The sequence below is a fragment of the Mesorhizobium sp. P2_H9 genome (genome assembly GCF_056403215.1).
The window spans coordinates 55,094-81,691 of record NZ_JBFUFX010000018.1; the positions used below are offsets into that span (position 1 = coordinate 55,094).

Genomic DNA, 26,598 nt, shown 5'->3' on the forward strand with positions numbered 1-26,598 from the left:
CGCGGCGATCCAGCCTACCGGCTGATCTCGGTCAGCGCGCGCTCGAGCGGCGCCGGCGATATCTGGATCGGTCCGGAAAACGGAATTCCATGTCGAGGATCAGATAGAGCGAACTCGCGATCAGCGCTGCAGCCAGCACGAACGAGCCGACGACGACAGCGTTGCGCGGTGCGCGGAAGCCGAAGCTGCCGAAGATCAGCATCAGCCAAAGCACCAGCATGACGATCAGCGGCAGCGGAATGGCGCCCTCAGACTGTTCGACCAGCACCCAGCGCTGCTCCAGAACCTTCTGCAGGTGCTGGCGGGCATCCTGCAGCAGAGCGCCATGGGCGGCATCCGGCGGCGTCATCGTGCCCAGCCGGCCGCCGATCTCGGTGAGCAGGTGCTCCGACAGCCTGTTGGCGATAACCGGCGTTTCACCTTGAGGCATGACGTCGCTCACCACCCGCTGCACATAGGCGACAAGCGGCTCGCGGACTGCGCTGGTTTCGGCGCCGTATTGCCGGAGCGTCCTGTCCAGCAGGATCAGTTGCGTCGCATAGGCGTGCACATTGAGATCGATGGATTCGAAGGTGTTCTTGGCTGAGTTGATCATCAGGCCGATGACCAGCGAGGTCATCACCACGAACAGATTGGCGATCAGGCGCACGATGGCGTTGGTGTCGTCCTGGCGGTGCCTGTCGGGGAAGCGATGGTAGATCGCCAGGCTGCCAAGTGCCGCCCCGGCCAGACAGACAAAGATCGTCACTCCGACAAGAGCCTCACGCATGGCGCCATTGTGCACGAGAAGCGGGAATTGCCAACGGCGGCGTGCATGATTGGCCGGCGCTGGCGCTCCGCAGCCGTCCTGGCAGGAAACGGGTGGCTGACGCGCCGTCTTTCGCCGACCCTGATGGCGAGATCGGAGGCAAGACCCATGACCACCCATTCCCTCGATACGGCAAAGGCGGCCCGCGCGGCCGAGACGCGCGTCGCCGCCCGTGACTGGCCGGCGCTCACCACTGAGCTCAGCGGCCATGGATGCGCCGTCATCGAAAAGTTGCTGACGCCCGAGGAGTGCCGGCAGACTGCCGCCCTCTATCCCGACGAAAGCCATTTCCGCAGCCATGTCCACATGGCGCGGCATGGTTTCGGCAAGGGCGAGTATCGCTACTTCCGCTATCCCTTGCCCGACCTGATCGGCGCCTTGCGCACCGCGCTCTACCCGCGGCTGGCCGCTGTCGCCAATGACTGGAACGAGCGTATGGACATCGCCCAGCGCTATCCCGGCGAGCACGCCGCGTTCCTCAGGCAATGCCACGAGCAGGGCCAGACCCGGCCGACGCCGCTTTTGCTGCAATATGTGCCCGGCGACTTCAACTGCCTGCATCAGGACCTCTACGGCGATCTCGCCTTCCCGCTGCAGGTGGCGATCCTGCTCTCCCAACCCGGCGAGGATTTCACCGGCGGCGAGTTCGTGCTGACCGAGCAGCGCCCGCGCATGCAAAGCCGCGCAGAAGTGGTGCCGCTCAGCCAGGGCGACGCGGTCGTCTTCGCCGTCCACAACCGTCCGGTGAAGGGGACGAAGGGCAATTACCGGGTCAATCTTCGCCACGGCGTCAGCCGCCTGCGCTCGGGGATACGGCATACCGTCGGCATCATTTTTCATGACGCCAAGTAGCGAGGCGGCAAGGCGTCCAACGCTGCCGTCGCGTCTCAGCTTGTTATTGTGCAGTGCAGCAACGATATTGCTGCCAGCGCGTTGTGTGCGACGCCATCCCGGCTAGCAAGGATACCGATTTTGCGAAACATGTCAGATACGATCGCGCGGCTGAGCGCGATGCGCGGCCGACCAGTCGCTTCGGGGCAGCATCATGACAATCGGCTGTCCGATGTGACCGGGTTCGGTTCCAATCCTGGCGCCTTGCGTGCACGCCTCTACGTGCCCGCAAACCTGCAGGAAGATGCAGCACTGGTCGTGGTCCTGCATGGCTGTACCCAGAGCGCGGCCGCTTATGATCACGGTTCCGGCTGGTCGGAACTCGCGGCGGAGCAGGGGTTTGCAGTCCTCTTCCCGGAGCAGCAGCGCGCCAACAATGCCAATCTCTGCTTCAACTGGTTCGTCCCGGGAGACATCAGCCGCGACGGCGGCGAAGCGCTCTCCATCCGCCAGATGATCGAGGCGGTGGTTGCCACCCATGGTATGGACCGCAAGCGTATTTTCATCACCGGCCTTTCCGCCGGCGGCGCCATGGCGACGGCGATGCTAGCGGCCTATCCGGAAATGTTCTCCGGCGGCGCAATCGTTGCCGGACTGGCCTACGGCAGTGCGGTGACGATCCCCGAAGCCTTCGACCGGATGCGTGGCCATGGCGGCCCGTCCAAGGCCGACCTGCAACGGCTCTTGAGCGGGGCCTCGTCTCATAGGGGTCCCTGGCCGACGATTTCGGTCTGGCAGGGCTCGGCCGACAACACCGTCGTGCCATCCAACGCGGATGCCCTCGTCGCGCAATGGCAAGGAGTGCATGGCGTTGGCACCAGCCCGACGCGCGTCGAGACGGTCGATGGCCAGACACGACAGGTCTGGTGCGACGGCACTGGCCGGGAGCTGATCGAAAAGTACAGCGTGGCCGGCATGGGCCATGGCACGCCACTGCAGACGATCGGCGATGATGGCCTGGGCAGGGCAGGGCCGTTCATGCTGGATGTCGGGATTTCCTCGACACGCCACATAGCTCGCTTCTGGGATCTCGCGAAGCCAGCTGCGCGGGGCGACGCGAAAAAAGACGCCACGTCAGCGGCGCCTGTCTCCGGCGCCGCCTTGAAGATTTACAGCGTGCCTGAAAAGCCGCGCGCGGGACGCATCGACCACACCGGAGAACCGCGACCTGACGCGCGCGACTCGGCTGCCGGCATCTCCAAGGTCATCGAGGACGCGCTACGCGCAGCCGGGTTGATGCGCTAGCCAAGCGCGGAACAATTCGCCTAGCCGCTCATTGTCCACTCGAGGGAAAAGAAACCCACAGGAGTAGACAATGGCCAAACAGAAAATTCTCGAAGACCTTTTTCACGACACGCTGAAAGACATCTATTTTGCCGAGAAGAAAATTCTCGCAACCTTGCCCAAGATGGCCAAGGCAGCCCAGAGCGCCGAGTTGCAGGCGGCCTTTACCAAGCATCGCAGCGAGACCGAAGGCCATGTCGCCCGCCTCGAAAAAGTGTTCGCCGTTATCGGCAAGAAGCCGCAGGGCAAGACCTGCGCGGCCATCGTCGGCATCACTGACGAGGGCGCGGAAATCATGGAAGAATACAAGGGCTCGCCGGCGCTCGACGCGGGCCTGCTGGCAGCCGCGCAAGCGGTTGAGCACTACGAGATTTCCCGTTACGGCACGATGCGGACCTGGGCCGAGGAGCTTGGCCTCAACGACGCGGTTGCGCTGCTTGAAGCGACGCTGAAGGAAGAAAAGGCGACCGACGAGGCCCTGACAGGTATCGCGACGAGTGTCGTCAACCAGCAGGCCGAAGCAGCCTGACGGACACCGCGGCCCGCCGGTCTCCGGCGGGCCGCCTTTTTGGAGCTCGCCATGACCGACACACCGTCCAAGAACCACCGCATTTCCGACAAGGAAGCTTTGCGTATCGCCGAGCAGACCGACGTTTCACCGCAGCAGGCCAAGGATCTCGCCAAAGAGCATGGTAAGACCAAGGGCGAGCAGGAAGCCCGCAAGACCAAGGACGAGGGCTGACGGCCGGTTACCCGTCAAAACCGGTTGGTTGCCCTGTTTTTGTGACTGGCGCTTCCGCGCCTCCGCCGTGGGCTTCTGCCTTCAGGAGGCAGGGTTCCGCAGCGGCTTTTTCGCGCGGGTAGCGCTTGTGCGCTTCCTCTGACGCCGCCTATCGCGTAAGGCCGGGGAAAATCCTCCAGGGCTCGTGAACAGGCATGATACGTCTCGAAAGCATCAGTAAACAGAACGGTCGCCAGATCGTCTTCATCGAGGCCTCGACCGCCTTGCAGAAGGGCGAGAAGGTCGGTCTCGTCGGCCCCAACGGCGCCGGCAAGACGACGCTGTTTCGTATGATCAATGGCGAGGAGCAGCCCGACGAGGGGCAAGTGCAGGTCGATCGTGGCGTCACCATCGGCTACTTCAGCCAGGATGTCGGCGACATGGCCGGCCACAGCGCGGTGGCCGAGGTGATGAACGGCGCCGGGCCGGTGAGTGACGTCGCCGCCGAAATGCGTGAGCTCGAACACGCCATGGGCGATCCCGACCAGGCCGACCGGATGGACGAGATCATCGAAAAATATGGCGAAGCGCAGCACCGCTTCGAGGAGCTCGACGGCTACGCGCTGGACGGCCGCGCCCGCGAGGTGCTCGACGGCCTCGGCTTTACCCAGGAGATGATGGACGGCGACGTCGGCAAACTGTCCGGCGGCTGGAAGATGCGCGTGGCGCTGGCCCGCATCCTTTTGATGCGACCCGACGTCATGCTGCTCGACGAGCCGAGCAACCATCTCGATCTCGAAAGCCTGATCTGGCTGGAATCCTTCCTCAAGGGCTATGACGGCGCGCTCTTGATGACCTCGCACGACCGCGAGTTCATGAACCGCATCGTCAACAAGGTGGTCGAGATCGACGCCGGTTCGCTGACCGCCTATTCCGGCAATTACGAATTCTACCAGCAGCAGCGGGCCATCGCCGACAAGCAGCAGCAGGCGCAGTTCGAGCGCCAGCAGGCGATGCTGGCCAAGGAGATCGCCTTCATCGAGCGCTTCAAGGCGCGCGCCTCGCATGCCGCGCAGGTGCAGAGCCGGGTGAAGAAGCTCGACAAGATCGATCGCGTCGAACCGCCCAAGCGCCGCCAGACGGTGTCGTTCGATTTCCAGCCGGCGCCGCGCTGCGGCGAGGATGTCGTGACGCTGAAGAACGTCCACAAGGGCTATGGCAGCCGCACAATCTATGAGGGGCTGGATTTTCAGGTCCGCCGCCGCGAGCGCTGGTGCATCATGGGCGTCAACGGCGCCGGCAAGTCGACGCTGCTGAAACTGGTCGCCGGTGCGTCCGAGCCCGACAATGGCACGGTCGCGCGCGGACCTAGTGTGAAAATGGGCTATTTCGCCCAGCACGCCATGGAGCTGCTGGAAGGCGAGCGCAGCGTGTTCCAGACGTTGGAGGACGCGTTTCCGCAGGCCGGCCAGGCGCCGCTCCGGGCACTCGCCGGCTGCTTCGGCTTTTCCGGCGACGAGATCGACAAGAAATGCCGCGTGCTTTCAGGCGGCGAGAAGGCGCGGCTGGTGATGGCGCTGATGCTGTTCGACCCGCCCAATCTTCTGGTGCTGGACGAGCCGACCAACCATCTCGACATCGCCACCAAAGAGATGCTGATCACCGCACTCTCGCAGTATGAAGGCACCATGCTGTTCGTCTCGCACGACCGCCATTTCCTGGCCGCACTCTCCAACCGCGTGCTGGAACTGACGCCGGAGGGCATCCACACCTATGGCGGCGGCTATACCGAATATGTCGAGCGCACAGGGCAGGAAGCGCCGGGGCTCAGGGGGTAGGGGAAGGGCCTCGGCATCGCGTCCCAGCATTCAGCTCCGATTTCATCCTCTCTTTCGCTTTTCGACTTCCGCAACACTCGGCCCGTTTCCGCAAGAGGGAAGCGGGCCGCTGGTGTGCTAGATGCTGGCTTGCACTCTGTGGAGCGCGGCATAGAGTCCGCCGGCCGCCATCAGCGCGTCGTGGCTTCCTTCTTCGCCGATCCCGTCCTCGGTCAGCACCAGGATGCGGTCCGCATGGCGCACCGTTGACAGGCGATGCGCGATGACAATGGTCGTGCGTCCCCTAGTCAGTTCCAGCAGCGCCTGCTGGACGGCCCGCTCGCTCTCATTGTCCAGCGCGCTTGTCGCCTCGTCGAAGATGAGGATGGCCGGGTTCTTGAGGAAGGCGCGCGCAATGGTCAACCGCTGCTTCTGGCCGCCGGACAGTTTCACGCCGCGCTGCCCGATGTCGGTGTCGTAGCCGTCGGGCAGGGCGGTGATGAAATCATGCGCGTTGGCCGCCTCGGCGGCAGCGGCAATCTCGGCGTCCGTCGCGTCGAAGCGGCCATAGCGCAGGTTCTCCGCCACCGTGCCGCTGAACAGATAGACGTCTTGCTGTACCACCCCGATACTGCGCCGCAACGATGCGAGGCTGATGTCGCGCACGTCGATGCCGTCGATCAGTATCTGTCCGGCACTGACCTCGTAGAAGCGGGGGATCAACGCGCACAACGTACTCTTGCCGACGCCTGACGAGCCAACCAGCGCGACGAATTCGCCCGGCGCGATGTCGAAGGTCAGGCGTTTCAGTACATGAGCGCCCTCGGCCTCGTAGCGGAAGCCGACATCGCGAAAGCTGACCGCCCCGATCGGGCGGCCGAGTTCGACCGTGCCGTCCCGGTCCTCGATGTGGGGAGCGGTATCCAGAAGTTCCATCGCCCTGACAAAGCCGGTGTGACCCTCCTGCCAGAGCCGCGCCAGATTGGCCAGGCGCGACACCGGGTCGACCAGCACCGCTACGCACAGCAGAAAGGTCAGCATGTCGGCGACGCTGAGCTCAGCGCTCAGCACGCGAACGGCGCCGGCGACGATGACCAGCACGGTGATCATCTGGGCAAAGGTCGCCGTTCCCAGCGAAAAATAGGCCTCGCTCAGATAGCCGTCCCGGCGGCTTTCCAGGAACATCGCGTTTGCCTGCGCGAAACGCTGTATTTCCAGATCTTCATTGGCAAAGGACTGGACGACCCTGATGCCGGTCAGAGAATCTTCCAGCCGCTCGTTAATGGCGGCGATTCGCTCCTTGCTGCGTCGCACGGCCCCGTTCATGCGGCGGTTGAAGTGCAGGGCATAGATCACCGCGAACGGCGTCATGATGGCAATCAGCGCGGTCAGCACCGGGTCGATGATGGTGAGGATGACGAAGGCGCCGAGGAACTTGAGCGCTGCGATGAACAGGTCCTCGGGGCCGTGATGGTAGAGTTCGCCCAGCGATAGCGAGTCGTTGGTGATGCGGCTCATCAGTTGTCCGACACGCTGCCCGTCATGGAAGCTGAAGGACAGTTTCTGGCAATGCTCGAACAGCTCCTGGCGGATCGCGCTCTCGATCCTGGCGCCCATGACGTGGCCCTGATAGTCGACGAAGAACACGACGAGTGCCTGGATGGCCACCATGGCGAGCATGAGTCCGCCCGAGACGTAGATATGGCTGAGCGTCTCGGCTGCCTGCGGCAAAGCCAGCAGACCCCTGGTGACATGGTTGGCGAAGACCGGCAGTGCAAGCGCCGTCGCGGCAATGAGCACGGCGCACGCCAAGTCCGCCGCCAGCAGAGCCAGATGCGGCTTGTAGTACGACAGGAATTTGCGCGCGTGTGCGAACCGCCGGCTGCGCTCAGCCCGCGCGGAAAATCCGGCCGAAGGCGGTGAAGGTTTACCTAGGGATTGGCTATGGCGCGCGTCGGCATGCGTCCTGGCCCGGGAAAAGTGGCGTTGCATAAAGCTTCATGTCCTGTTGATCGATCTCTCCTTTCCGGTTGGACATGAAGGTTCTCATCTCACTCTCCTGCTGCGAATGGTCGGACAATTATGCCAAGTCGGGCGCGAGATCGCAACCCGCGCGCTCAAACGTCAGCCTTGCTTGCGCGTCTCACCTGCGTCTCGCGCAGCAAAAACCGCTGGAAGCGCCGTGGTTGCGGAGCTGACGGATTGGGAAGCGGATGGGAGCTCGGTCTACCAAGGTTGCTTCGCCATGACCGGTATTGACCCGGCCTCCTCGATCAGTCGAGCCCGGCGACGCGCAGCCCCTCGATGTAGCGTGCCCGATCCCTTTCGTGCACGATGGGGTGGTATTTCTCGACCCAGTCCACGGACACGGATGGATGCAGGCGCCGTGTCTGCGACAACGCGTGGGCGGCGGTGGGGCGGTCGCCAGCCATGCCGGCCGAGGCGGCGTATGTGCGCCACGCCGTCCCGAAATTCTGCCTGAGATCCACCGCCCGCCGCTCGAATTCGGCCGCCTCGGCGTAACGCCCGGCCATGAAATGACAGAGCCCAGCGACGGAAAGGCTGCCTGCTTGCGTGAAATCGCGCGGGCTGAGCCGGTCGGCCAGCGCGACATGGTGCAGGCCGTCGTCGGGCATGCCCGCATAGGCATAGGTCGATCCGAGGATCATATGCGCGTAGGCGAGGCTCGGATTGAGAGTGATCGCCTCGGACAGGGCCTTCACGGCCGGGTCGAAGCGGCGCGAGGCCATATGCACGAAGCCCGTGGCGAAGTGCGTCCACGGGTCCTCCGGGTCGCTGCGAATCGCCCGTTGCGCCATGTCGTGGGCAGCAGGCAGGGCGGCTTCCGAATCAGCCAGTCCAAGCATCGACTTTGCGGCGAGGCCCCAGGCAATCAGGCAGTTGGCGCGCGGATAGTCGGGGTCGATGTCGACAGCCTTTTTCAGCAGCCGCTCGGCGATCTCGAAATCCTGCAGCGAAGCCCAGGTCCAGACATAGGGCATCGCCTTCATCACGAAGCCCCAGGCATCGAGGTTGCCGGGCGACCGGCTCTGGAAACGCTCCTGCTCCGCAATGTAGAGCCTGGGCTCGATGGCGCCGATGACGCTTTGGGCGATCTCGTCCTGCAGCGCGAAGAAATCGGCGATTTCCGCATCGTAGCGCTCAGCCCAGATCTGGCGCCCGTGGTCTGCGTCGCTCAGCCTGGCGTTGATGCGCAGCCGCTGCCCGGAACGGCGCACGCTTCCGTCGAGCACATAGCGCACGCCGAGCTCGCGCCCGATCTGCTTCACGTCGACCGCCTTGCCGCCATAGGTGAATGATGAGTTGCGGGCGGACACGAACAGCCAGCGCAGCCGCGCCAGTCGGGTGATGATGTCTTCCGCGAGGCCGTCGCCGAAATATTGCTGCTCGGCGTCGTCGCTGAGATTGGCAAAGGGCAGCACGGCGATGGACGGCCCGGCCTCGGCACTGTCGGATGGGGCAGCAGCGGTGTCGAGGCACTCCACGGCGCCACCGAAGCGGTAGCCGACCCGGGGGATTGTCGCGATCCACTCGGCGTCGTCGGGTCCTGGCCCAAGCAGTTTGCGCAGCAATGCGATCTGGACCGAGAGATTGCTTTCCTCGACCGCCGCTTGCGACCATGCCGCGTCCATCAGCGCCGCCTTGGACAGGACTTCGCCGGGTCGTTCCACCAGCGCCGCCAGGAGCAGCACGCCGCGATAGCCGACCGGAACGGGCAGGCCCTGCCGGAGCAGCGTTCCCGCTTCCGGGTTGAGCTCGAACGGACCGAAGGCAAAACGCTTCCCCACCATGGCGCAAACTAACATCTTTTCGGAGCTTTTCGGAAGTATTCGGGCAGGCGCCCGCGACGCCACCGCCCGCTGGGCTCACCCTGTCACCACGTTTTGAGACAGGAGAGCCGGAAATGTCTGCTGTTGTTTTTGACCGTGTAGAGTTAGAGACGGAGACCGAGCAAGCCGTTCCAGCGAGCAGGACGTGCCCACGTGACGAAGAATTCCGCGCCGCCCTCGAGCGCTATGTGGCGGACTACATCGCCTGCCAGAAACGCCGCGGCAACGGAAACCACAGCGGCGCCCAATGCCACAACGACAGCCCCATCCAGGACGACTCGGCTAGTTCAGCACCCGCTCATCGACTTCGTCGATGCTTCTCGTGCCGGTCAGCGCCATGGTGACGGACAGTTCCTTGCGAAGGATCTCAATGGCGGTCGCCACACCAGCCTCTCCGCCGGCACCGAGGCCGTAAATATAGGCTCGCCCGACCAGGCAGCCTCTGGCGCCAAGGGCGAGCGCGCGCATCACATCCTGGCCTGACCGAACGCCGCCGTCGAACAGCACCTCGATTTCGGAGCCCACCGCTTCAACGATCTTCGGCAGCTTGGAGATCGTCGATGGCGCACCGTCCAGCTGCCGGCCACCATGGTTGGACACCACGATCGCGGTTGCGCCAGCCTTGCTGGCGGCGCGCGCATCGTCGACGTCGAGAATACCCTTGATGATCAGCTTGCCTGGCCAGATGCTCCTGATCCACTCGACGTCATTCCAGTTGAGTGTGGGATCGAACTGATGCGACACCCAGTCCGCGAGCTCCTTGACGCCTTGCTCGCCTTTCACATGGCCGGCGAGATTTCCGAACGTCCAGCGCTTGGCAGTGAGCATCCTCCAGGCCCAGGCGGGCTTGGTCGCCATGTCGAGAAGATTTCGTACTTTCAGCGCCGGCGGAACCGACAGCCCATTCCTGACGTCGGCGTGGCGCTGTCCCAGCACCTGCAGGTCGACGGTTAGCACCAGCGCGCTGCAGCGGGCAGCGAGCGCCCGCTCGACAAGCGAACGCGCGAAGCCGCGGTCTTTCATCACATAGAGCTGGAACCAGAACGGCTTCTCGACCGCCGCGGCAACGTCCTCGATCGAGCAGATCGCCATTGTCCCGAGTGTGTAGGGAACACCGGCCGCCTGTGCGGCGCGGCAGGCGAGGATTTCCCCATTGGCCCACTGCATCCCGCCAATGCCGATTGGTGCCAACGCGATCGGCAGCGAAGCCTTCTCGCCGAGGATCATCGTCCCCGTATCCCGTTGCGAAACGTCGACCAGCACGCGCTGGCGGAAAGTGAGCCGCGCCAGATCGGCGCTGTTGGCGCGCAAGGTTTGTTGCGAGTAGGAGCCTGCCTCGACATAGTCGAAAAAGGCCCGGGGAACGCGGCGGCGGGCGGCCTGCCGCAGATCCTCGATGCAGGTCCTGGTCTTCAGGAGCGAAGGCGCCGGTGGCGCCTTGGCCCGGTCGCCCAAGGTTGTGGCTTCCCTGAATTGTTGGAGATCGGGCACTGCGGTGATCAGCCTGTCCATCGTCGGCTCCCAACGAATATTAGCCAATTCTGGTCCATTGAATGTCGCGATCGCGCGGATGTAAACTCACTAGCGAGTATACTTTCATCGGCGTCAGTCCCGTGCCCAGATCGTCCGACCAGACCAGGCCAGTGATATTGCAGGCGGCGTACAAGCTCTTTCGCCAGCGAGGATTCTTTCGCGTCGGTATGGATGAGATCGCAAGTGCCGCCGGCGTCACCAAGAAGACACTCTACTATCACTTCGACAGCAAGGACGCGTTGCTGACCGCGGTGCTTGCATCACAGCACGAACGGGCGTTCGCCGAGTTCCAGACCTATGGCATCGACCTGTCTGGCGGTCCGGAGAAACTGGTCGACAAGCTGTTCGGAGGACTGGCCGCGTGGTCGGCCAAACCGCGCTGGGCGGGATCGGGATTTACCCGGCTGGCAATCGAGCTTGCCGATCTCTCCGGGCATCCCGCGCGTTCGATGGCGCGCCAGCACAAAGCCTTGATGGAACAGCATCTGGCAACCCTTCTCGCCGAAGCGAAGGTGGCGTCGCCGCGCGAGCGGGCGCGCGAGTTGTTCCTGCTGGTCGAGGGTGCAATGGTAATGATGCTGGTCCATGGCGACCGAAACTATTGCACTGCCGCGGCCGCCGCAGCCAAAAGGCTGATCGTGAATGGATCAGCCTCTTGACGCCGATGGCCAGCTTTCGTCGGCCAGGTGCTGACCGCGAGAGCCTATCCAAGCAGATCGGGCTGCTGCCTGAGGATGCGGTCGTGCAGCGGTTGGCACTGAAACCAGCCGGCTTGCGCCGTTCCATTCACCGCGCGGGTGGCGCGCGCGTTTTCCGGGTCGACCTGCAGCGGCGTGCCCACGCTCTCGGCGAGGAACTGCGCCTGGCAGCAGCGCTCCATCGAAATGAACCACCAGACGGCTTCGTCGACGGTCTGGCCAACCGTGAGCAGGCCGTGGTTGCGCAGGATCGCCGCCTTGTGGCCGCCGAGGCTTTCGGCGATCCGCGCCGCCTCGCTCGCCTCCGTGACCATCACCCGTGTGTCATCGAAGAAGACGTGATCCTCGTAGAAGGCGCAGGCGTCCTGCGTGATCGGGTCGAGCAGCCGGCCGACCGCCGACCACGCCTTGCCATAGATGGAATGCGTGTGCGCGGCCGCCACCACATCCGGCCGTGCCGCGTGGATCTGATGATGAATGGCGAAGGCGGCGACGTTGACCGGCATCGTGCCCTCGACCACCGCGCCCGTGGCGTCGACACGGATGAGGTCGGAGACCGTGACATGCGCGAAATGCATGCCGAACGGATTGACCCAGAACGTGTCGGTGAATTCCGGATCACGCGCCGTGATATGTCCGGCGACGCCTTCGCTGAAGCCCAGCGCTCCGAAGATGCGGAAGCCTGCGGCAAGTCTTTCCTTCCGGTGTTGCCGCTCCTGTTCCAGGTTTTCGAAGCTGGGTGGCCGTTTGAAAAGAGGCTCATACGCCGCCTGCTTGCTGACGGCCAAATCGCTTTCGGGAATTGACGTGACGATGTTCATGGCGTCCTCCTTGAAGTCCTGCACCGTCTGCATGACGGCAGGCTCCAGATTGGAGAAGCCTCGAGACAGCGTCTCAAAGGCGGCATCAATAGTTCCGAATTCTTCCGAATAGATGCGAAGCTGTTTGGTGCCGTGGCGATGATCCGACCAGGATCAGCGAGAGCCTACTTGCCGGCCATGTGATCGGCAAGCTCCTGAACCTGCTTGAGCAGCGCCGGGAAGGCCGGGTCATCAGGCAGGTGCTCGCCCATGCAGGTGCGATAGTCGGCGTCGCCTTTTTCCAGGGCGGCGTTGGCGGCATCGAACGCCGTTTCGTCCTTGAGGTCCGAAGCCTGGTAGGCCTCCTGGAATTTCTGGGCGGCAGCGTTCGCAGCAGTCCACACGGCGTCGCAGGCCGCGATCTTCGGAACAGGGCGTGCCGCAGACGCCGAGGCGATCATCACGCTGTTGCCCTTGACGAGGGTGACGATGACCTGCTGGTCGTCAATCGGCCCCAAATCCTGCGTCCAGCCGCCGAGCCGCGCAAAAGCCAGGTCGGCGCCTTCAGGCTTCTTCAGCGGAAAGTCGAGCGTCCCCTCGAATGCGGCGTCGCTGTTGATGGCCTGCGTGTAGAAGGCGTCGAGTTTCAGCGCCGCATCGATGCCGGCGGGCAGTTTGAAGCTCTCGTCGGTCTCGGCGGCTCTGGACTGCAGCCAGCGCTCGAGCAGGCCCCGGGTCGTTGCCACCAGGCTCGGGCCGTTGTCGCCTTTGGCGTATCTCAACCCGTCGAGCATGCCGAAACCGATATCGGCATCGCTGAGGCTTTCGAGATTGATCGTGCCGGTTGCCGGAAAATCCTTGACCGTCACGGGGCCGACAAGGGCGGAAAGACGCTTTTCGAGATCGGCCAGCGCTTTTGCGCCGGCGGCATCGAGCGTTTCCACGGGTGCGTTCGAGCTTGCCAGCGCCGCGATTGCGGAAATCGCCTTGTCGCGCGCCGCGATATAGTCGTCCTCCGGCGAAGCCGCGAAAGCAGCACTGCTCGCGAGCGCGAACAGAAATGTCCAGACCAGCCGCATGATGTAGCTCTCCGCTCTACGTTGTATCCAAGGACAATACGAACGTTTGAAGACAAGATCAGGCTAAAACAAGGCTGGAAACGCCGACGTTGGAGCCGCTGATCTCCCCCCTCGAGGGGGAGATGTCGCCGAAGGCGACAGAGGGGGGCGTCTCACATAGTTCGCCAGCGTCGTCTATCGCCGCCGAGGACGCCGGCGCTTCACGCGCAGCGACCCGCTCTGGCCTGCCGGCCAATCTCCCCCTCGAGGGGGGAGATTGGCGCTCAGGCGCAGCGTCAGCCCTTGCGCTTCTCCACCTCCGCCTTGCGCAGCAAAAACCGCTGGATCTTGCCGCTCGGCGTCTTCGGCAATTCGGTGACGAAATCGACCTCGCGCGGATAGGCATGTGCCGAGAGCCGCTTCTTGACATGCTGCGCGAGTTCCTCGGCTAGCGCCTCGCTGCCCTGGTAGGCCGACGCCAGCACCACGAAGGCCTTGACGATCTCGGTGCGCTGCGGATCGGGGACGCCGACCACCGCTGCCTCATTGACCGCCGGATGCTCGATCAGCGCGCTTTCGACGTCGAACGGGCCGATGCGGTAGCCGGCCGAGGTGATAACGTCATCCGCCCGGCCGATGAACGAGACCGAGCCGTCCGGCTCGTACTCGACCGTGTCGCCGGTGCGGTAATAGCCGCCTGCTATCGCCGGCGTCTCCGCCTGGTGATAGCCGTCGAACCAGCGCAGCGGCGAATTGGCGATGTCGACGGCGAGAATGCCGGGCTGGTTGTGGCCAAGCTCCCTGCCCGCTTCGTCCAGCACCACCATGCGATAGCCCGGCATCGGGAAACCTGCCGAGCCCGGCCGCACCGTGTGCGACAGGCCGTGATGGTTGTTGACCATCATGCCGTTCTCGGTCTGGCCGTAATGGTCATGAATGGGGGCGTTAAGATGGGCGTTGAACCAGCGGATCACTTCCGGGTTAAGCGGCTCGCCGGCGCTGCTCACCACCCTGAGCTTCCCCTTGATGCGTGCGGCGGCCTCGGCGCCTTCGGCCATCAGCAGGCGATAGGCGGTGGGCGATCCGGCGAGGCTGGTGACGCCCAGCCGCTCGACAATGTCGTAGGTGCTTTTGGCGTTGAAGGCGCCCTCATAGAAGGTGGTGGCGATGCCGAGCTGCAGCGGCCCGGTGATGGCGTAATAGAGGCCATAGGCCCAGCCGGGATCGGCAATGTTCCAGAACACGTCGCCGGGCCTCAGCCCGATCGCCTCGCGCACGTAGGCGCCAAACGACATCAGCGCCTTAAGCGGCACCGGCACGCCCTTGGGCAGGCCGGTCGTGCCCGAGGTCGACATCATCATGAACAGGTCGTCGCCCTTGCGCAGCACCGGCTGGCAATCGGGCGAGGCGGCGGCAAGGGCGGCGCGGAAATCGATGTCGCCTGCGGGCTGGGTGTCGCCGGCGCCGAGGATGGTCGCGACGCACGGGTGCTTCTCGACCTCGTCGAGCTTGCCGCGATTGGCCGGATTGGTCACCACCAGCTTCGCGCCGCTGTAGCCCAGCCGGTGCTCGATGGCTTTTGGGCCGAAGGCGGTGAACAGCGGCTGGTAGACGGCGCCGATGCGCCAGGTGCCAAGAATGAGCGCCACCAGTTCGGGAATGCGCGGCAGCATGCCGGCGACGACATCGCCGGGGCCGACGCCCAGATCCTTCAGCAGGGTGCCTGCGCGTCCCGACATGTCGGCGAGATCGTCGAAGCTGAATTCGCTCAGGCTCCCGCCGGCCGAGATGGCGCGCAGCGCCAGACGATTCTGGCCGGTGTAGCGGCCGCAGCATTCGAGATAGGCGTTGATGCCTGTCGCGGGGTCGCCATCAAGGCGCGCGACTTCATCCTCGATGCGAAAGCGTTGAACGGCATCCTCATAGCGCGGCAAGCCGGTCGAAGCTCCAACCATCGCGGCATTCCTCCCGTAGCGGCGTCCACCTCCTTGTGGACCATCGTCATGGCCGGCAGGATACCCAAGATCGCGCTCGTGGTCGATGAGGAGCCAGGACCGCCCCGGGGGCTCTCAGCCCCCTGAGCGGTCTTCATCCTCCGGCCTCAGAGGCCGAACCAGCGCGAGCGCCGGCTCGATCCAAAAGTCTCCTTGTCGGCGCGCAGCGCTACCGAGGGCTCGTGGTATTTTCCGGTCGGCGCGGGGCCTGAAAAGAAATCGACCTCGACCTTGCCGATGCGGCCGCCGCCGAACTCGATATAGCAGGTGCCGAAGCCGTCATAGAGCGAGCCGCTGCCGCTCTGGCGCAGTTTTGCGATGAGCCCGGTGGCAACGGCGCGCGCCGCACCTTCGGCGAACACCCCGGCCTTGGGCGTGCCGGTGTTGGCGCCGTCGCCGACGGCATAGACGTTCTCGTATTTTGTTTCGAGCGTGCGCGGATTGACCGGGATCCAGCCGTTCTCGGCCATGCCGCTTTCCAGCACCACCGGCGGCACGCGATGCTTGGGAACGCCGAGGAAGAGATCGAACGGCATTTCCGTGCCGTCGTCGAGCACCGCCAAATTGCGGGCATTGTCGACGCAGGCGACGCGGCGGCTCGGGATGAACTTGATGTCGCGTTCGGCAAAGGCCGCCAGCAGCGCCCGCGAGGTGTCGGGCGAGGGCGGCACCGGGCTGCCCAGCGGCAGCACCAATGATATCTCGCAGTCCGCGCGCACGCCTTGCCTGACCAGATAGTCGTGCAGCATCAGCACGCATTCGCTGGGCGCCGGCGGGCACTTGTAGGGTGCCCCGCAGACGCCGACCATCGCCTTGCCTTTTTTGAAAGTGGGCAGCACGTCGCGCAGCCGCTCCGCTCCCGCCACGGTGTAGAACTCGTTGGTTCCCGAAAGCCCTGGCGTGGCGTCGAAATCATATTCCGCACCGAGCGCAACCACGAGGTGGTCGGCCTCGAACACGCCGTCATTGGTGGTCACCCGGCGCCTCTCGGGATCGATCCCTGTGATCGTGCGCTTCAGCATCCTGACGCCCGGCTTGGCATAGCTTTTGTAGGGCAGGCGCACGGCCTGCGGCGTCTTCAGGCCGAACATCACGTCCAGCTTGGAAAAGCCGAACACGAAGGAATCGCTCTGGTCGATCAGCGTCACCTCGATGCTGTCGCCCATCGTCTCGGAAAGCAGCGTCGTCAGCTCCAGGCCGCCGAAACCGGCTCCCAGCACGACGATACGCGGTTTGCTTGCGGTGTTCATCTCAAGTCCCCTCGGATCTGTCTTGGCGCCTTGCCGGAGGCTGAAGTCGCCGGGTTGCTCGGAAAAAGGCGGGCGGCGAGGCGCTTGATTGCTGGCCTTGCCGCCTTGGATGTCTCAGGTCAGGACCGGTTGCGGCACGATGCGGATGTAGGGCTTCGGCTCCTTCCAGCCCTGCGGGTAGAGTTGCCTGGCTTCGTCGTTCGACACCGACCCGGCGATGATGACGTCGTCGCCGGGCTTCCAGTTGACCGGCGTCGCCAGGCGGTGCTTGGCTGTCAGTTGCAGGGAGTCCACCACGCGTAGCACCTCGTCGAAGTTGCGGCCCGTGGTCATCGGGTAGGATATCACCAGCTTGATCTTTTTGTCGGGACCGATGACATAGACGTTGCGCACCGTCTGGTTGTCGGCGGCGGTGCGGCCGTCGGCGCTGTTGCCGGCCGACGCCGGCAGCATGTCGTAGAGTTGCGAGATGGCGAGCGTCGGGTCGCCGATCATCGGGAAGTTCGGCGCCATCCCCTGCGTCTCGGCGATGTCCTTGGCCCAACCGGCATGCTTCTCGACCGGGTCGACGGAGAGGCCGATGACCTTGACGCCGCGCTTGGCGAACTCGGGCTTGAGGCGCGCCATGTAGCCGAGTTCGGTCGTGCACACCGGCGTGTAGTCCTTGGGGTGGGAGAACAGGATGCCCCAGCCCTTGCCCAGCCATTCGTGGAAGCTGATGCTGCCCTGAGTGGTCTCGGCGGTGAAGTCGGGGGCGATGTCTGCGATACGGAGTGACATGTTGCTTTCCTTTCCGGTTGGAATTCGATTGCGGGGGCATATTAGGAAATCTATGTTCCGCCAGCGTTCCCCGACGCCCCCTCGTTGGTGACGGCTCTGGCGCCGCCATGGCCGGACCTTTCCTGATGGTGCCTGCATGCGCGTTTCGATCCATCTGCTCGGCCGCTTCGCCGTCAGCGTCGATGGCCGCCCGATCCCGGCGGCCGACTGGCGGCGCGATCGCGCCGCGGCCCTGGTCAAGCTGCTGGCGCTCAGGCCTGGCCATCGCATCCACCGCGAGCAGGCCATGGAAATTTTCTGGCCCGACGCCGATCCTGAGGCGGCCGGCGCCAATCTGCGCAAGGCCATTCATTTCGCGCGCCGCACGCTCGGCGTCCACGACCTGATCGAGGTGGGCAACGACATCGTCTCGCTGGCCCCGCATGCCGAGCTCGAGATCGACGCCGAAAGCTTCGAGGCCGCCGCCAAGGCGGCGCTACACGGTGGTGACAGGAGCGCCTATGAGCGTGCCGCCGACTTCTATGGCGGCAGGCTGTTGCCGGACGATCTTTTCGTCGAGTGGCTCGACACGCCACGCGCGCACCTGCAGCAGCGCTACAGCGACCTTTTGCGCGCCGGCGGCCTGTGGCAGCGGCTGATCGCGCTCGACCCCGCCGACGAGCAGGCCCAGTGCGCGCTCATGCAGGTGGCACTCGATGCCGGCAACCGCGTCGAGGCCATTCGCCAGTTCAACCAGCTGCGCGAGAACCTGCACGCCGAGCTCGGCGTCGGGCCGAGTGCGGCGACCATCGCCCTCTACGAGAAGGCGTTGGCCCTCTCCAGCACCGAGACCGTCAGCCCGTCGGAGCGCATCCGCACCTCGCTTGCCTGGGGCCTGGTGCATCTGCAGAGCGGCGAGTTCGACAAGGCAAGCGAGATCGCCCGGCACACGCGCGACCTGGCGCTCGGTGCCGACCTGCCGCGCGAAGTCGGCGAGGCGAGCGCGCTGCTCGGCCTCGCCTCGATGATGCGGGCGCAGTGGCCGCACCTGTTCCGTTCCGAATTCATCGAATGGGTTCGCGCCAAGCCGGCCTTTGTGCAGCACGTCTTCGATGGTCACCTGTGCCTGTCCGAATTCTGCCTGTGCAGCGCCTCGGGCCATGCCGAAGTGGCAGGCCTCGCCCGCGAGCTGCTTACCGTCGCCGAGCTGGCCGGATCGCAAGCCGGCCGCGGGCTTGCCTGCCTGCTTCTGGGCGAGGCGGCGCTGTTTTCAGGCGACCTCGACGAGGCCGAGCGCCACCTGACCGAGGCCGAGCGGCTGCTGCTGGAGGCGGATGCGGTGGCCGGCCGCGTGCTGGCCATAGAGCGGCTGGCCGAGATTGCGCTGGAGCGCGGCCAGAAGTGGCGCGCCAGCCGGCTCATCCAGCGCGGTCTCACCGACGCCGAACGCTCATGGCTGTCGCCGCACCTGATCATGCGCATGCAGGCGCTGGCCGTGCGCGCGGCGGCGACACCCAAGATGGTGGCGGAAGAAATCCTGGCCGGCGACCGGTTGCTCACCCCAGGCGCCTGCCAGCCCTGTTCGATGGCGCTGCGCACGGCCTCGGCAATCGCACTCGCCGAGGCGGGCGAGCTGGACCAGGTCGACCGCCGCCTGAACGACGCCGAGCGCATCGCCGGCATGTGGCATGGCGGTCCCTGGGCGGCGGCCCTTTGGGAAGCGCGCGGCGTGCAGCGGCGGGCGCAGAACCACGAGATCCGCGCGCTCGCCGCCTTCGACGAGGCGGCCTCGCGCTACCAGGAGCTTGGCCGCCCGCGCGACCAGGCCCGCTGCCTGGCCCGCATGGGCCAAGAAGGGTAGGGTGGCCGACGCGAGGTCCGATCTCCCTCTCGTGGTGGAGATGTCCGGCAGGACAGAGTGGGGCGCGACGGAATGCGACGGGTGCGCTCTGCGGCAACCACGGTGGTTGACCCGCTCGGCCATCCGGCCGATAGCACCGCCGGAAATTGCCCCCGAGAACCCCGATGACTTCAGACTCCAACCTTCACGACGCAATCGAGTGCATCCCGTCCCCCGACGCCGCTTGGCAGGACGACGTTCGCGCGGGCGTGCGCCATGTGCGCGATCTCGCCTCTCTGCCACTCTCGCCATCCGAGCGCGCGGCGTCGCAAGCTGCTGCCGCGAACCACAAGGTGCGCATCCCGAAAACCTATCTCGACCTGATCGACTGGAACGACCCCACCGACCCCATCCGGGCGCAGGTCATCCCGTCGCCCGACGAGCTGCAGGAGCAGGACGGCGAGCTCGACGACCCGATCGCCGACCATGACTTCAGCCCGGTGCCGCGCCTGACGCATCGCCATGCCGACCGGGTGCTTTTGTTCCCGACCTATCAATGCGCGGTCTATTGCCGGTTCTGCTTTCGCAAGGAGTCGCTGACCGCGATTGGCCGCGGCTATACGCGCGAAGCGCTGGAGCCGGCCTTTGCCTATATCGCTGAGCATCCCGAGATCCGCGAGGTGATCCTGACCGGCGGCGATCCGCTGTCCTTGCCCGACAAGGCGCTGGCCGAAATCTTCACGCGCTTCGAGGCCATCGCGCACGTGCGGCTCTTACGCATCCACACGCGCGTGCCGGTGGCGCTGCCATCACGCATCACCTCAGGGCTGGTCGCCGCCTTGCAGGGCCGGCTGATGGTCACCGTGGTCACCCACTTCAACCACGCGCGCGAGATCACCGACGCCACCGAAGCGGCCTGCCGCATGCTGCGGCAAGCCGGCTTCGTGCTGCTCAACCAGAGCGTTCTCCTCAAAGGCGTCAACGACACGGTCGAGGTGCTGGAGGAGCTCTGCCGTGAGCTGATGTACCGCCTCGGGATAAAACCCTACTACCTGCACCACGGCGACCTCGCGCGCGGCATGGCGCACAGGCGCACCACCATTGCGCAGGGCCAGGCACTGGCCGCCGCGCTGCGCGCCCGCCTGTCGGGCATCTGCAACCCCGTCTATGTGTTGGACCTGCCGGAAGGCGGCGGCAAGGTGCCGATCGGGCCGTGCTATGTCGAGTCGCAGAACGGGGAAAGCTGGCGGATGCGCGGGCTCGATGGCGAGGTGAGGGCGTATACGGAGGTTGTTGGCGAATAAGGCAGGGCGCCAAGCGGCGTTCATGGTCACCCCAGAACTCTTTCTTGGAACCGGATTCAACGCTCCGCATTCTCTCTTGGATGGAACGCTGGAGGAGCGCAGCGTGAAGGCCTTGTTGGGAATAGTCGGTGGCTTTGTACTGACGCTTGCGGTCTTCGCCAGCGGCCTTGCCTTCGCCACCTGGCTTCTCGTCGCCAAGCCCGTGCACCAGGCGACACCCGGCATCGGGGTCGCGGAACTCTGGACCAGGGACGCGCAGCCGGTGAACAAGGCGGCGCAGACCCTGGAGCGCATCCCGGTCGAGCAAGCCGACGTGCCGGAGGCCAAAGCGGAGGCGGGCGTTGCACCGCGGGAGACCCCGGCTGCCACCGACGCGATTGCGACTTCGGCCATCCAGCCTTCGACAGGCGAAGTACAGGCCTCGGCCGAACTGCCGGCCGCCCATGTCGATTGGTGCGCGAGCCGCTACCGATCCTACCGTCCGGACGACAACAGCTACATGTCCTACAGCGGGCAGCAGCGCCCTTGTATCTCGCCCTATCTCGACGTCGCCGCCGCCGGGCGCGCCTCGCAGCCGCTCGATGCCGTCAACTACGTCGAGGCAGACGACGCTTCGATGGATGGCTACGCCTCGACGGATGAGAGAGCGATAGACGAGGGCGGCGCCCAGCTTTCGCCCGACCACGTAGACTATTGCTTCAGCCGCTACCGCTCCTATCGGCCGGAAGACAACACCTACCAGCCCTATTCCGGCGGCCCGCGCAGGCAGTGCCAATGAGGCGGGCTCCGGCGCCGCCTGTCGACTTCAGCGACCGGGAACAACCTTTCCGCAATTGAGCATATTCCTGGGCTCGAACAGGCCCGCGATGGCGCGTTTCGCAGCACTTCCGGCCGCATTCAATGCAAAATCCCACACTTTTCGCACCTCTTCCCACGCCGGCTCCCACGCTCGGCCAAACACCACGGCCCTATGAAGCGGCCCAACAGCAAACGGACGGACCAAGACGACCGTGCGCTGAGCAACCGGCCTCCGCGTATCCAGAAGGATGTGGCCGGCCGGTTTCGCCCAGGAGCAACAAGAGACGGCCTCGTGAACGCGGTGGGCGGCGCGTTGAGGCCAGATGTCAACTTTCAAAGATGGAAAACTGAAATGAAGAAGATCGTACTTACCATTGCCTCGTTGTTGTTTGCCTCCAGCATGGCTTTTGCCGGCAGCGACCACTTTGGCTCGGACCCCATCGCTGCCGCTGGCAACCATCCGAACACCCACTCCATGGTGTCCGGCGCCAAGGCGGTCGACATGAAGACCACGAAGAGCATCGCTACCGACAGCAAGGCAGCGGGAAATTCGACCTACGATATCCCGGTATGGGGCTATGGCCAGGGCATCTGGGGCCGCTGACATCAGACTTCCAGGCGGCGGACCGCCGCCTGGAATTGCCTTCCGCCGGCAACATCACTTGTCGGAAATAACCTTGCCCGGATTCATCATATTGCCCGGATCAATCATGCCCTTGATCGCCCTTGCCAGCGCCTGCTTCACCGGATCGGCGTAGCGCCCACAGGCCCCCAGCTTTTCGATGCCGACGCCGTGCTCGGCTGAGAACGAGCCGCCGCTTTCGCGCAGACCCGCATAGAGCACGTCCTCGATCGCCTCATGCAGCGTGTGCGAAACCGGCCCGTCGGTGTTGATCGAAATATGCAAATTGCCATCGGCGAGATGGCCGAACACATACGGCGCATACGACGCGTCGATTTGCTTGAGACCGGCTTCGATGCGCGCGACATAGGCATCGATGGCGCCGCCCGGCACCGACACGTCGAAGGAGGGCGGCAAATTGTGCATGCGCTCGATCATCTCGGTCTCCTCGCGCAGCCGCCAGATCGCCTCGGTCTGGGCGACCGAGCTGGCGACCAGCCCGTCGACGATGCCGGCCTCCTCCCAGATCGCCGCCAGCCCTTCCTCCAGCGCATTTGTTGCGCCCTCGATGCTGTCGGCGCCAAGTTCCAGCACCAAGAGGCATGGCGCGTCGAGCGGCAGCTGGCCGGGCGCGAAGCCGAGCATCCTGTTCATGGCCGCGGCAAAGCGGTGCCACAGGATCTCGGCGGCGCGCAGGCTGATGGCGGTAGAGCCGAGGAAAAAGCGCACGATGCGCTGCGCGCTCGCCGCATCCGGTACGCCGACCAGCGCGGTTGCACTGGCGCCCGCCACCGGATCGAGCCTGAGGGCGACACGGGTGACGATGCCGAGCGTGCCCTCGGCGCCGATGAACAGATGTTTCAAATCGTAGCCGGCGCTGGTTTTGAGCACGCGGGTGAGATCGGAAAACACACTGCCATCGGGCAGCACCGCTTCGAGCCCGAGCACGCGATGGCGCATCGTGCCGTTGCGAAAGGCCATGATGCCGCCGGCATTGGTGGAAACCATGCCGCCAATGGTGCAGCTGCCGCGCGCGGCGAGATCAATGCCCGGATCGAGGCCCTGCGCCAGCGCCGCCTCCTGCAGCGTGCCGAGCGGCGTGCCGGCCTGAACGATCGCGACGCGTGCGAGCGGATCGATCTCCTCGACCCTGGCCATGCCGCCAAGGTCGCAAATGATCTGGCCGGGCACGGTGCTGGCCGCACCCGTGAGCCCGGTGCGCCCGCCCTGGGCGACGAGGCCCAATCCATGCGCGGCGCAGAACCTCACCAGCGCCACCACCTCGGCGGTATCGGCGGGGCGCACAAGGGCGGAGGCGCCGAAATTGCGCCGGTCAAAGCCGGGATCGCGGCCAGCGAGCTCGGCCTGGTCCCAGACAGTGCCGGCCTCCTTGCGCAGTTCTGCAATCAGTGTCTCGTCGCTCACGCTTTCAGCCTCCATCATCGCGCCGGCGCACCGCTATCACGCCCGGACGATGCCGAACAAGGATTTGCGCGCGCCCGTCGGGTGCTGGCAAGGCGGATGCCACTTGGTCCGTCCTGAGGGGGACGGCTCGGCGGGCAAGCGACGAGAGCAAAGAGAGCCGGCGCCACACCAGGAGAGTAAGTTGATGGGCGCCGGCCAGGCGGATCGACAGGTCCGCCGCACAGGCAAGATAACGCGTCCGAGCAGCATGGCATTGGTGCGATCGCGGAAGATGCCGGCAGCAGCGATCTCGAATACCGCGCTGCAGGATGGCGACTCAGTCGAGCGGCTCGTGCTGGTAAAGCTCGTCCATGCTCAGCGATGCCAGGGCGCCGAAAGGTGCCTGCTTTTTCACCCGGCCGCCACTGAGGATCACCACGTCGTCGCAGAACGAGATGGTGCTGTGATGATGGCTGATGACGATGGTCGTGCGGCGGCCGGCTCTCGACTTCAGGGTCTCGACGATGGCCGCCTCCGACAGTCCGTCCACCGCATTGGTGGCTTCGTCGAGGATGAGCAGATCGGGATCGCGAACCAGGGCTCTCGCCAGCGCGATCCGCTGCCTCTGCCCCGCCGAGAGATTGACACCCCGGTAGCCGACGAGCGTGTCGTAACCCAGGGGTAGCCGTTCGATGAATTCATGCGCTTCGGCCAGTCTGGCGGCGCGCTCGGCGTCGCCGGCTGTCGCCGCGTCCTGGCCGTAGGTTATGTTTTCGAAAATGGTGCCGTCGACCAGTTCGAGCTCCTGGCTGGCCAGGGCGATGTGGCGTCGCCACTGGCTGGCGTCGATCTGATCGAGCGGTGATCCATCGACGCGAATCCTGCCGGTATCCGGCTCCACGAAGCGGCACAGAAGATTGACGATCGTCGTCTTGCCGGCGCCCGAGCGGCCGATCAGTGCCGTCGAGCGGCCGCTGCGGATTTCGAACGTCGCCGCATGCAGCACCACCTCGCGCTGGTCCGTGCCGGAATAGGTGAACGTCACGTCATCGAACTTGATGCCCTGGCGCAAACCGTGGAACGGCCCGTCGCCTTGCGGGGGCTTGGGCTTGCCCGTGGGATCCAGCATCCATGTCACTTCTTCCAGCGATCCGCTCAGGCCTTGCAGCTGACTCCAGGAGCCTTGCAGGGCCCGCATATGCGGCTGCAGCCTGTAGAGCAGTATGACGAACGCGATGATCAGCGGGAAACTCACTTGCGCGAGCCAGGCGCCGATCACCACCGCCAGAAACAGCATGGCGTGGAGAACCTCCGTCAGCGGCGGCAGCGCTCCCTGGCGCACGAGCAGCACGAAAGCGGCGCGGCGAACCCCGTCCGATGCCGCATCGAATATCGCCTTCTCCCGGCTCTCCTGTCCGAAGATGCGGATCAGGCGCCCGGCATGCACCAGATGCAGCATCTGTGACGCGAGGTGGCTGTTGCGCGAGGCGACGCTGCGGCTGGGCTCTTTCAGATTGGCCGAGAGGATGGCATGCGCGATCTGGACGAGCGCTAGTCCCAGCGTGACCAGCAGCGTCATGCGCCACGAAAGCAGCAGCAGAAAAGCCAGCAGAATGATGGCCGCCGATGCGCTGACGATGGCCGACAGCATGATCTGGATCGCATCCGACGCCCGCCAGGATTCGTTGGAGATGATGTTGAGCAGCCGTCCCGGACTCTGCCGCAGGAAGAATGGATAGCCCACTCTCAGCAGCTGCTCCGACAACGCACTGCGGATCGAGTGACTGGCCTTGCCATAGATGAAGGTGGTCAGCAGCGTGTTGGCGAAGGCGAAGACGTTCTTCAGGATGATCGAGCCGAGGATGGCGACCGAAATGGCGATAAGCCGGTCGCGCTCGCTCAAGCCCGATCCGACGTGCTGCAGGACGGCGGAGAAGCCGGCCATTCCGGCCGCATCCCCATGTCCCATGATAATGCCCAGCAGCGGGATGATCAGGCCGATGCCGAACCCTTCGAGGACAGCGCTGGCCAGGCCGAGAACCACCACCGCCGGAAGCAGGCGCAGTTGCCGCTTTCCGAACGCCCGGAACAGCATGGGCAGGCTTGGCGGTAGCAATGGCATTATGGTGGGTTACCTCGCCTGGGCATTTGCGTGTTGATCTTGCCGCACCGGCGCCCGCTGCGGCCGTCTCGCCAGCACGAGAACCGCGAATTTGGCCGCGCCGAGCAAATTCATGGTGACGATCGGCCAGTGCGACAGCTTCAGCTCGCGATCGAACGCAGGCCCGCCCGCCCGTTCCCGCAAAGCGCCTCTCGCGGCCCAGTAGAAATGGCGCAGCAGCCACGGCGCATGGCGAACATGTTTCAGGCAAAGCCCGCCATTGCCCATACTGTAGTCGCGGTGGAGCTTTTCGATGGATTTGCGATCCCGCCGGCCGTGGTGATGGAATATCGTCATGTCAGGCACATACTCGACCGCGATGCCGAGCAGCATCGCTCGCACGAGGTAATCGGTATCTTCCGCCGACCGCAATGGCCCGCCGGCGCCGAAGCGCTCGTCGAACCAGCCGATGCGGGCCGCGACATCGCGGTGCATGGTCATGTTGCAGCCCAGCACGAAACCGCCGGGATGGACATCCGGCGTCAGCCGCTCGCGCACCCGCGAGCGCTTGATCGTGAACGGCAGATCCCTGGGATCGCCAAGCTCGACCCGACCGCCCCGGATCAGCCATTGTTCCCCGGATGCATAGTGTCGCTCCAGATCGCTGAGATAATCGCAATGGACGGCGCAATCATCATCGACGAAGACCAGCACACGGCCGCGCGCCCGCCGCAACCCGGCATTGCGGGCCGCCGCCAATCCGGGGCGCGGCTCGCTGACGGCCGTGAACGGAATGTCCGACGTTTCGGCGATGCTGGCCAGGCGTTCCGCCGTGGGATCGCTCGAGCCGTTGTCGACGACCACGAGTTCGGCCGCGAAGCCGGCATGGGCGCGGCATGCGGCCTGCACCGACTTGATGCAGGCCTCGAGCACGGCGACGCGGTTGCGCGTACAGATGATGAAGCTGACTTCCGGCGCCGAGCGCTCCGGCCGCGGATCGGCCGGGACGGGCTCAAGCGAGGTCAAGCGAGCGCGCTGCAGGGGGTGGTGGGCTTTGACGGTCAT

22 protein-coding genes are annotated in these 26,598 nt (G+C 65.0%); 10 read left to right on the plus strand and 12 right to left on the minus strand.

Features of this window, described 5'->3' with window-relative positions; all coding sequences use genetic code 11:
* Positions 1 to 31: 31 nt before the first annotated feature.
* Positions 32 to 769, minus strand: coding sequence for a bestrophin-like domain (locus AC1DXN_RS27690; RefSeq protein WP_477277572.1), 738 nt, complete (start codon positions 767 to 769; stop codon positions 32 to 34).
* Between the two features lie 147 nt (positions 770 to 916).
* On the opposite strand from AC1DXN_RS27690, the gene AC1DXN_RS27695 reads away from it, so the two are divergent.
* From AC1DXN_RS27695 to AC1DXN_RS27715, 5 genes are all read left to right on the plus strand, one after another.
* Positions 917 to 1,660, plus strand: a complete 744-nt coding sequence (locus AC1DXN_RS27695) for a 2OG-Fe(II) oxygenase (RefSeq protein WP_477277574.1) — start codon at positions 917 to 919, stop codon at positions 1,658 to 1,660.
* Between the two features lie 120 nt (positions 1,661 to 1,780).
* On the plus strand, positions 1,781 to 2,944 hold the full coding sequence (locus tag AC1DXN_RS27700; protein WP_477277576.1) for an extracellular catalytic domain type 1 short-chain-length polyhydroxyalkanoate depolymerase: 1,164 nt from the start codon (positions 1,781 to 1,783) through the stop codon (positions 2,942 to 2,944).
* A 70-nt stretch (positions 2,945 to 3,014) separates the two neighbouring features.
* Positions 3,015 to 3,512: a YciE/YciF ferroxidase family protein gene (locus AC1DXN_RS27705; protein WP_477277578.1), complete on the plus strand. Its 498-nt coding sequence runs from the start codon at positions 3,015 to 3,017 to the stop codon at positions 3,510 to 3,512.
* 51 nt (positions 3,513 to 3,563) lie between these two features.
* Entirely contained in the window at positions 3,564 to 3,725 is a 162-nt protein-coding gene (locus AC1DXN_RS27710; RefSeq protein ID WP_477241941.1) for a hypothetical protein, read from the plus strand.
* 194 nt (positions 3,726 to 3,919) lie between these two features.
* A complete protein-coding gene (locus AC1DXN_RS27715; RefSeq protein WP_477277579.1) occupies positions 3,920 to 5,542 on the plus strand; it encodes an ABC-F family ATP-binding cassette domain-containing protein in 1,623 nt (540 codons plus the stop codon).
* A gap of 117 nt (positions 5,543 to 5,659) precedes the next feature.
* Here the strand turns inward: AC1DXN_RS27715 and AC1DXN_RS27720 are convergent, their stop codons facing one another.
* The 3 genes from AC1DXN_RS27720 to AC1DXN_RS27730 form a co-directional block, all read right to left on the minus strand.
* Positions 5,660 to 7,513: an ABC transporter ATP-binding protein gene (locus tag AC1DXN_RS27720; protein WP_477277581.1), complete on the minus strand. Its 1,854-nt coding sequence runs from the start codon at positions 7,511 to 7,513 to the stop codon at positions 5,660 to 5,662.
* Between the two features lie 281 nt (positions 7,514 to 7,794).
* The gene (locus AC1DXN_RS27725; RefSeq protein ID WP_477277583.1) at positions 7,795 to 9,333 is read right to left on the minus strand and encodes a winged helix-turn-helix domain-containing tetratricopeptide repeat protein; all 1,539 of its coding nucleotides are present in this window, start codon (positions 9,331 to 9,333) and stop codon (positions 7,795 to 7,797) included.
* Between the two features lie 321 nt (positions 9,334 to 9,654).
* Positions 9,655 to 10,788 (minus strand): alpha-hydroxy acid oxidase, encoded by a 1,134-nt coding sequence (locus tag AC1DXN_RS27730; protein WP_477277671.1) that lies wholly within the window; start codon positions 10,786 to 10,788, stop codon positions 9,655 to 9,657.
* Positions 10,789 to 10,925: 137 nt separating this feature from the next.
* Here AC1DXN_RS27730 and AC1DXN_RS27735 point away from each other — a divergent pair, with 137 nt between their 5' ends.
* Positions 10,926 to 11,564 carry a TetR/AcrR family transcriptional regulator gene (locus AC1DXN_RS27735; RefSeq protein ID WP_477277585.1) on the plus strand — a complete coding sequence of 213 codons (639 nt, stop codon included), beginning with the start codon at positions 10,926 to 10,928 and terminating at the stop codon, positions 11,562 to 11,564.
* Positions 11,565 to 11,608: 44 nt separating this feature from the next.
* On the opposite strand, the gene AC1DXN_RS27740 is transcribed toward AC1DXN_RS27735, so the two are convergent.
* The 5 genes from AC1DXN_RS27740 to AC1DXN_RS27760 form a co-directional block, all read right to left on the minus strand.
* Positions 11,609 to 12,457, minus strand: coding sequence for a class II aldolase/adducin family protein (locus tag AC1DXN_RS27740; protein WP_477241951.1), 849 nt, complete (start codon positions 12,455 to 12,457; stop codon positions 11,609 to 11,611).
* Between the two features lie 131 nt (positions 12,458 to 12,588).
* The gene (locus tag AC1DXN_RS27745) at positions 12,589 to 13,482 is read right to left on the minus strand and encodes a hypothetical protein (RefSeq protein ID WP_477277587.1); all 894 of its coding nucleotides are present in this window, start codon (positions 13,480 to 13,482) and stop codon (positions 12,589 to 12,591) included.
* A gap of 275 nt (positions 13,483 to 13,757) precedes the next feature.
* The gene (locus AC1DXN_RS27750; protein ID WP_477277589.1) at positions 13,758 to 15,416 is read right to left on the minus strand and encodes an acyl-CoA synthetase; all 1,659 of its coding nucleotides are present in this window, start codon (positions 15,414 to 15,416) and stop codon (positions 13,758 to 13,760) included.
* A 146-nt stretch (positions 15,417 to 15,562) separates the two neighbouring features.
* Positions 15,563 to 16,705 (minus strand): NAD(P)/FAD-dependent oxidoreductase, encoded by a 1,143-nt coding sequence (locus tag AC1DXN_RS27755; RefSeq protein ID WP_477277590.1) that lies wholly within the window; start codon positions 16,703 to 16,705, stop codon positions 15,563 to 15,565.
* Between the two features lie 114 nt (positions 16,706 to 16,819).
* A complete protein-coding gene (locus tag AC1DXN_RS27760) occupies positions 16,820 to 17,485 on the minus strand; it encodes a peroxiredoxin (protein ID WP_477277592.1) in 666 nt (221 codons plus the stop codon).
* Between the two features lie 136 nt (positions 17,486 to 17,621).
* Between AC1DXN_RS27760 and AC1DXN_RS27765 the strand changes: the two genes are divergently transcribed.
* The 4 genes from AC1DXN_RS27765 to AC1DXN_RS27780 all read left to right on the plus strand — a co-directional run bounded on the left by AC1DXN_RS27765 (position 17,622) and on the right by AC1DXN_RS27780 (position 22,010).
* Positions 17,622 to 19,325, plus strand: coding sequence for a BTAD domain-containing putative transcriptional regulator (locus tag AC1DXN_RS27765; RefSeq protein ID WP_477277594.1), 1,704 nt, complete (start codon positions 17,622 to 17,624; stop codon positions 19,323 to 19,325).
* A 164-nt stretch (positions 19,326 to 19,489) separates the two neighbouring features.
* Positions 19,490 to 20,608 (plus strand): KamA family radical SAM protein, encoded by a 1,119-nt coding sequence (locus AC1DXN_RS27770; protein WP_477277596.1) that lies wholly within the window; start codon positions 19,490 to 19,492, stop codon positions 20,606 to 20,608.
* 103 nt (positions 20,609 to 20,711) lie between these two features.
* A complete protein-coding gene (locus tag AC1DXN_RS27775; protein WP_477277598.1) occupies positions 20,712 to 21,386 on the plus strand; it encodes a BA14K family protein in 675 nt (224 codons plus the stop codon).
* Between the two features lie 372 nt (positions 21,387 to 21,758).
* The gene (locus AC1DXN_RS27780; protein ID WP_477277600.1) at positions 21,759 to 22,010 is read left to right on the plus strand and encodes a hypothetical protein; all 252 of its coding nucleotides are present in this window, start codon (positions 21,759 to 21,761) and stop codon (positions 22,008 to 22,010) included.
* A 54-nt stretch (positions 22,011 to 22,064) separates the two neighbouring features.
* Here the strand turns inward: AC1DXN_RS27780 and AC1DXN_RS27785 are convergent, their stop codons facing one another.
* From AC1DXN_RS27785 to AC1DXN_RS27795, 3 genes are all read right to left on the minus strand, one after another.
* Complete coding sequence (locus tag AC1DXN_RS27785; RefSeq protein ID WP_477277602.1) at positions 22,065 to 23,453, minus strand: FAD-binding oxidoreductase; 1,389 nt, start codon at positions 23,451 to 23,453, stop codon at positions 22,065 to 22,067.
* A gap of 316 nt (positions 23,454 to 23,769) precedes the next feature.
* Positions 23,770 to 25,554 carry an ABC transporter ATP-binding protein gene (locus tag AC1DXN_RS27790; RefSeq protein WP_477277604.1) on the minus strand — a complete coding sequence of 595 codons (1,785 nt, stop codon included), beginning with the start codon at positions 25,552 to 25,554 and terminating at the stop codon, positions 23,770 to 23,772.
* A 9-nt stretch (positions 25,555 to 25,563) separates the two neighbouring features.
* A complete protein-coding gene (locus AC1DXN_RS27795) occupies positions 25,564 to 26,598 on the minus strand; it encodes a glycosyltransferase family 2 protein (protein ID WP_477277606.1) in 1,035 nt (344 codons plus the stop codon).

What these genes read in the sequence shown, in the direction of transcription:
- AC1DXN_RS27690 (WP_477277572.1), bottom strand. Translation starts at nt 769, where the DNA reads ATGCGTGAGGCTCTTGTCGGAGTGACGATCTTTGTCTGTCTGGCCGGG.
- AC1DXN_RS27695 (WP_477277574.1), top strand. Translation starts at nt 917, where the DNA reads ATGACCACCCATTCCCTCGATACGGCAAAGGCGGCCCGCGCGGCCGAG.
- AC1DXN_RS27705 (WP_477277578.1), top strand. Translation starts at nt 3,015, where the DNA reads ATGGCCAAACAGAAAATTCTCGAAGACCTTTTTCACGACACGCTGAAA.
- AC1DXN_RS27710 (WP_477241941.1), top strand. Translation starts at nt 3,564, where the DNA reads ATGACCGACACACCGTCCAAGAACCACCGCATTTCCGACAAGGAAGCT.
- AC1DXN_RS27715 (WP_477277579.1), top strand. Translation starts at nt 3,920, where the DNA reads ATGATACGTCTCGAAAGCATCAGTAAACAGAACGGTCGCCAGATCGTC.
- AC1DXN_RS27720 (WP_477277581.1), bottom strand. Translation starts at nt 7,513, where the DNA reads ATGCAACGCCACTTTTCCCGGGCCAGGACGCATGCCGACGCGCGCCAT.
- AC1DXN_RS27725 (WP_477277583.1), bottom strand. Translation starts at nt 9,333, where the DNA reads ATGGTGGGGAAGCGTTTTGCCTTCGGTCCGTTCGAGCTCAACCCGGAA.
- AC1DXN_RS27735 (WP_477277585.1), top strand. Translation starts at nt 10,926, where the DNA reads ATGTCGCGATCGCGCGGATGTAAACTCACTAGCGAGTATACTTTCATC.
- AC1DXN_RS27740 (WP_477241951.1), bottom strand. Translation starts at nt 12,457, where the DNA reads ATGCAGACGGTGCAGGACTTCAAGGAGGACGCCATGAACATCGTCACG.
- AC1DXN_RS27745 (WP_477277587.1), bottom strand. Translation starts at nt 13,482, where the DNA reads ATGCGGCTGGTCTGGACATTTCTGTTCGCGCTCGCGAGCAGTGCTGCT.
- AC1DXN_RS27750 (WP_477277589.1), bottom strand. Translation starts at nt 15,416, where the DNA reads ATGGTTGGAGCTTCGACCGGCTTGCCGCGCTATGAGGATGCCGTTCAA.
- AC1DXN_RS27755 (WP_477277590.1), bottom strand. Translation starts at nt 16,705, where the DNA reads ATGAACACCGCAAGCAAACCGCGTATCGTCGTGCTGGGAGCCGGTTTC.
- AC1DXN_RS27760 (WP_477277592.1), bottom strand. Translation starts at nt 17,485, where the DNA reads ATGTCACTCCGTATCGCAGACATCGCCCCCGACTTCACCGCCGAGACC.
- AC1DXN_RS27765 (WP_477277594.1), top strand. Translation starts at nt 17,622, where the DNA reads ATGCGCGTTTCGATCCATCTGCTCGGCCGCTTCGCCGTCAGCGTCGAT.
- AC1DXN_RS27770 (WP_477277596.1), top strand. Translation starts at nt 19,490, where the DNA reads ATGACTTCAGACTCCAACCTTCACGACGCAATCGAGTGCATCCCGTCC.
- AC1DXN_RS27780 (WP_477277600.1), top strand. Translation starts at nt 21,759, where the DNA reads ATGAAGAAGATCGTACTTACCATTGCCTCGTTGTTGTTTGCCTCCAGC.
- AC1DXN_RS27790 (WP_477277604.1), bottom strand. Translation starts at nt 25,554, where the DNA reads ATGCCATTGCTACCGCCAAGCCTGCCCATGCTGTTCCGGGCGTTCGGA.
- AC1DXN_RS27795 (WP_477277606.1), bottom strand. Translation starts at nt 26,598, where the DNA reads ATGACCGTCAAAGCCCACCACCCCCTGCAGCGCGCTCGCTTGACCTCG.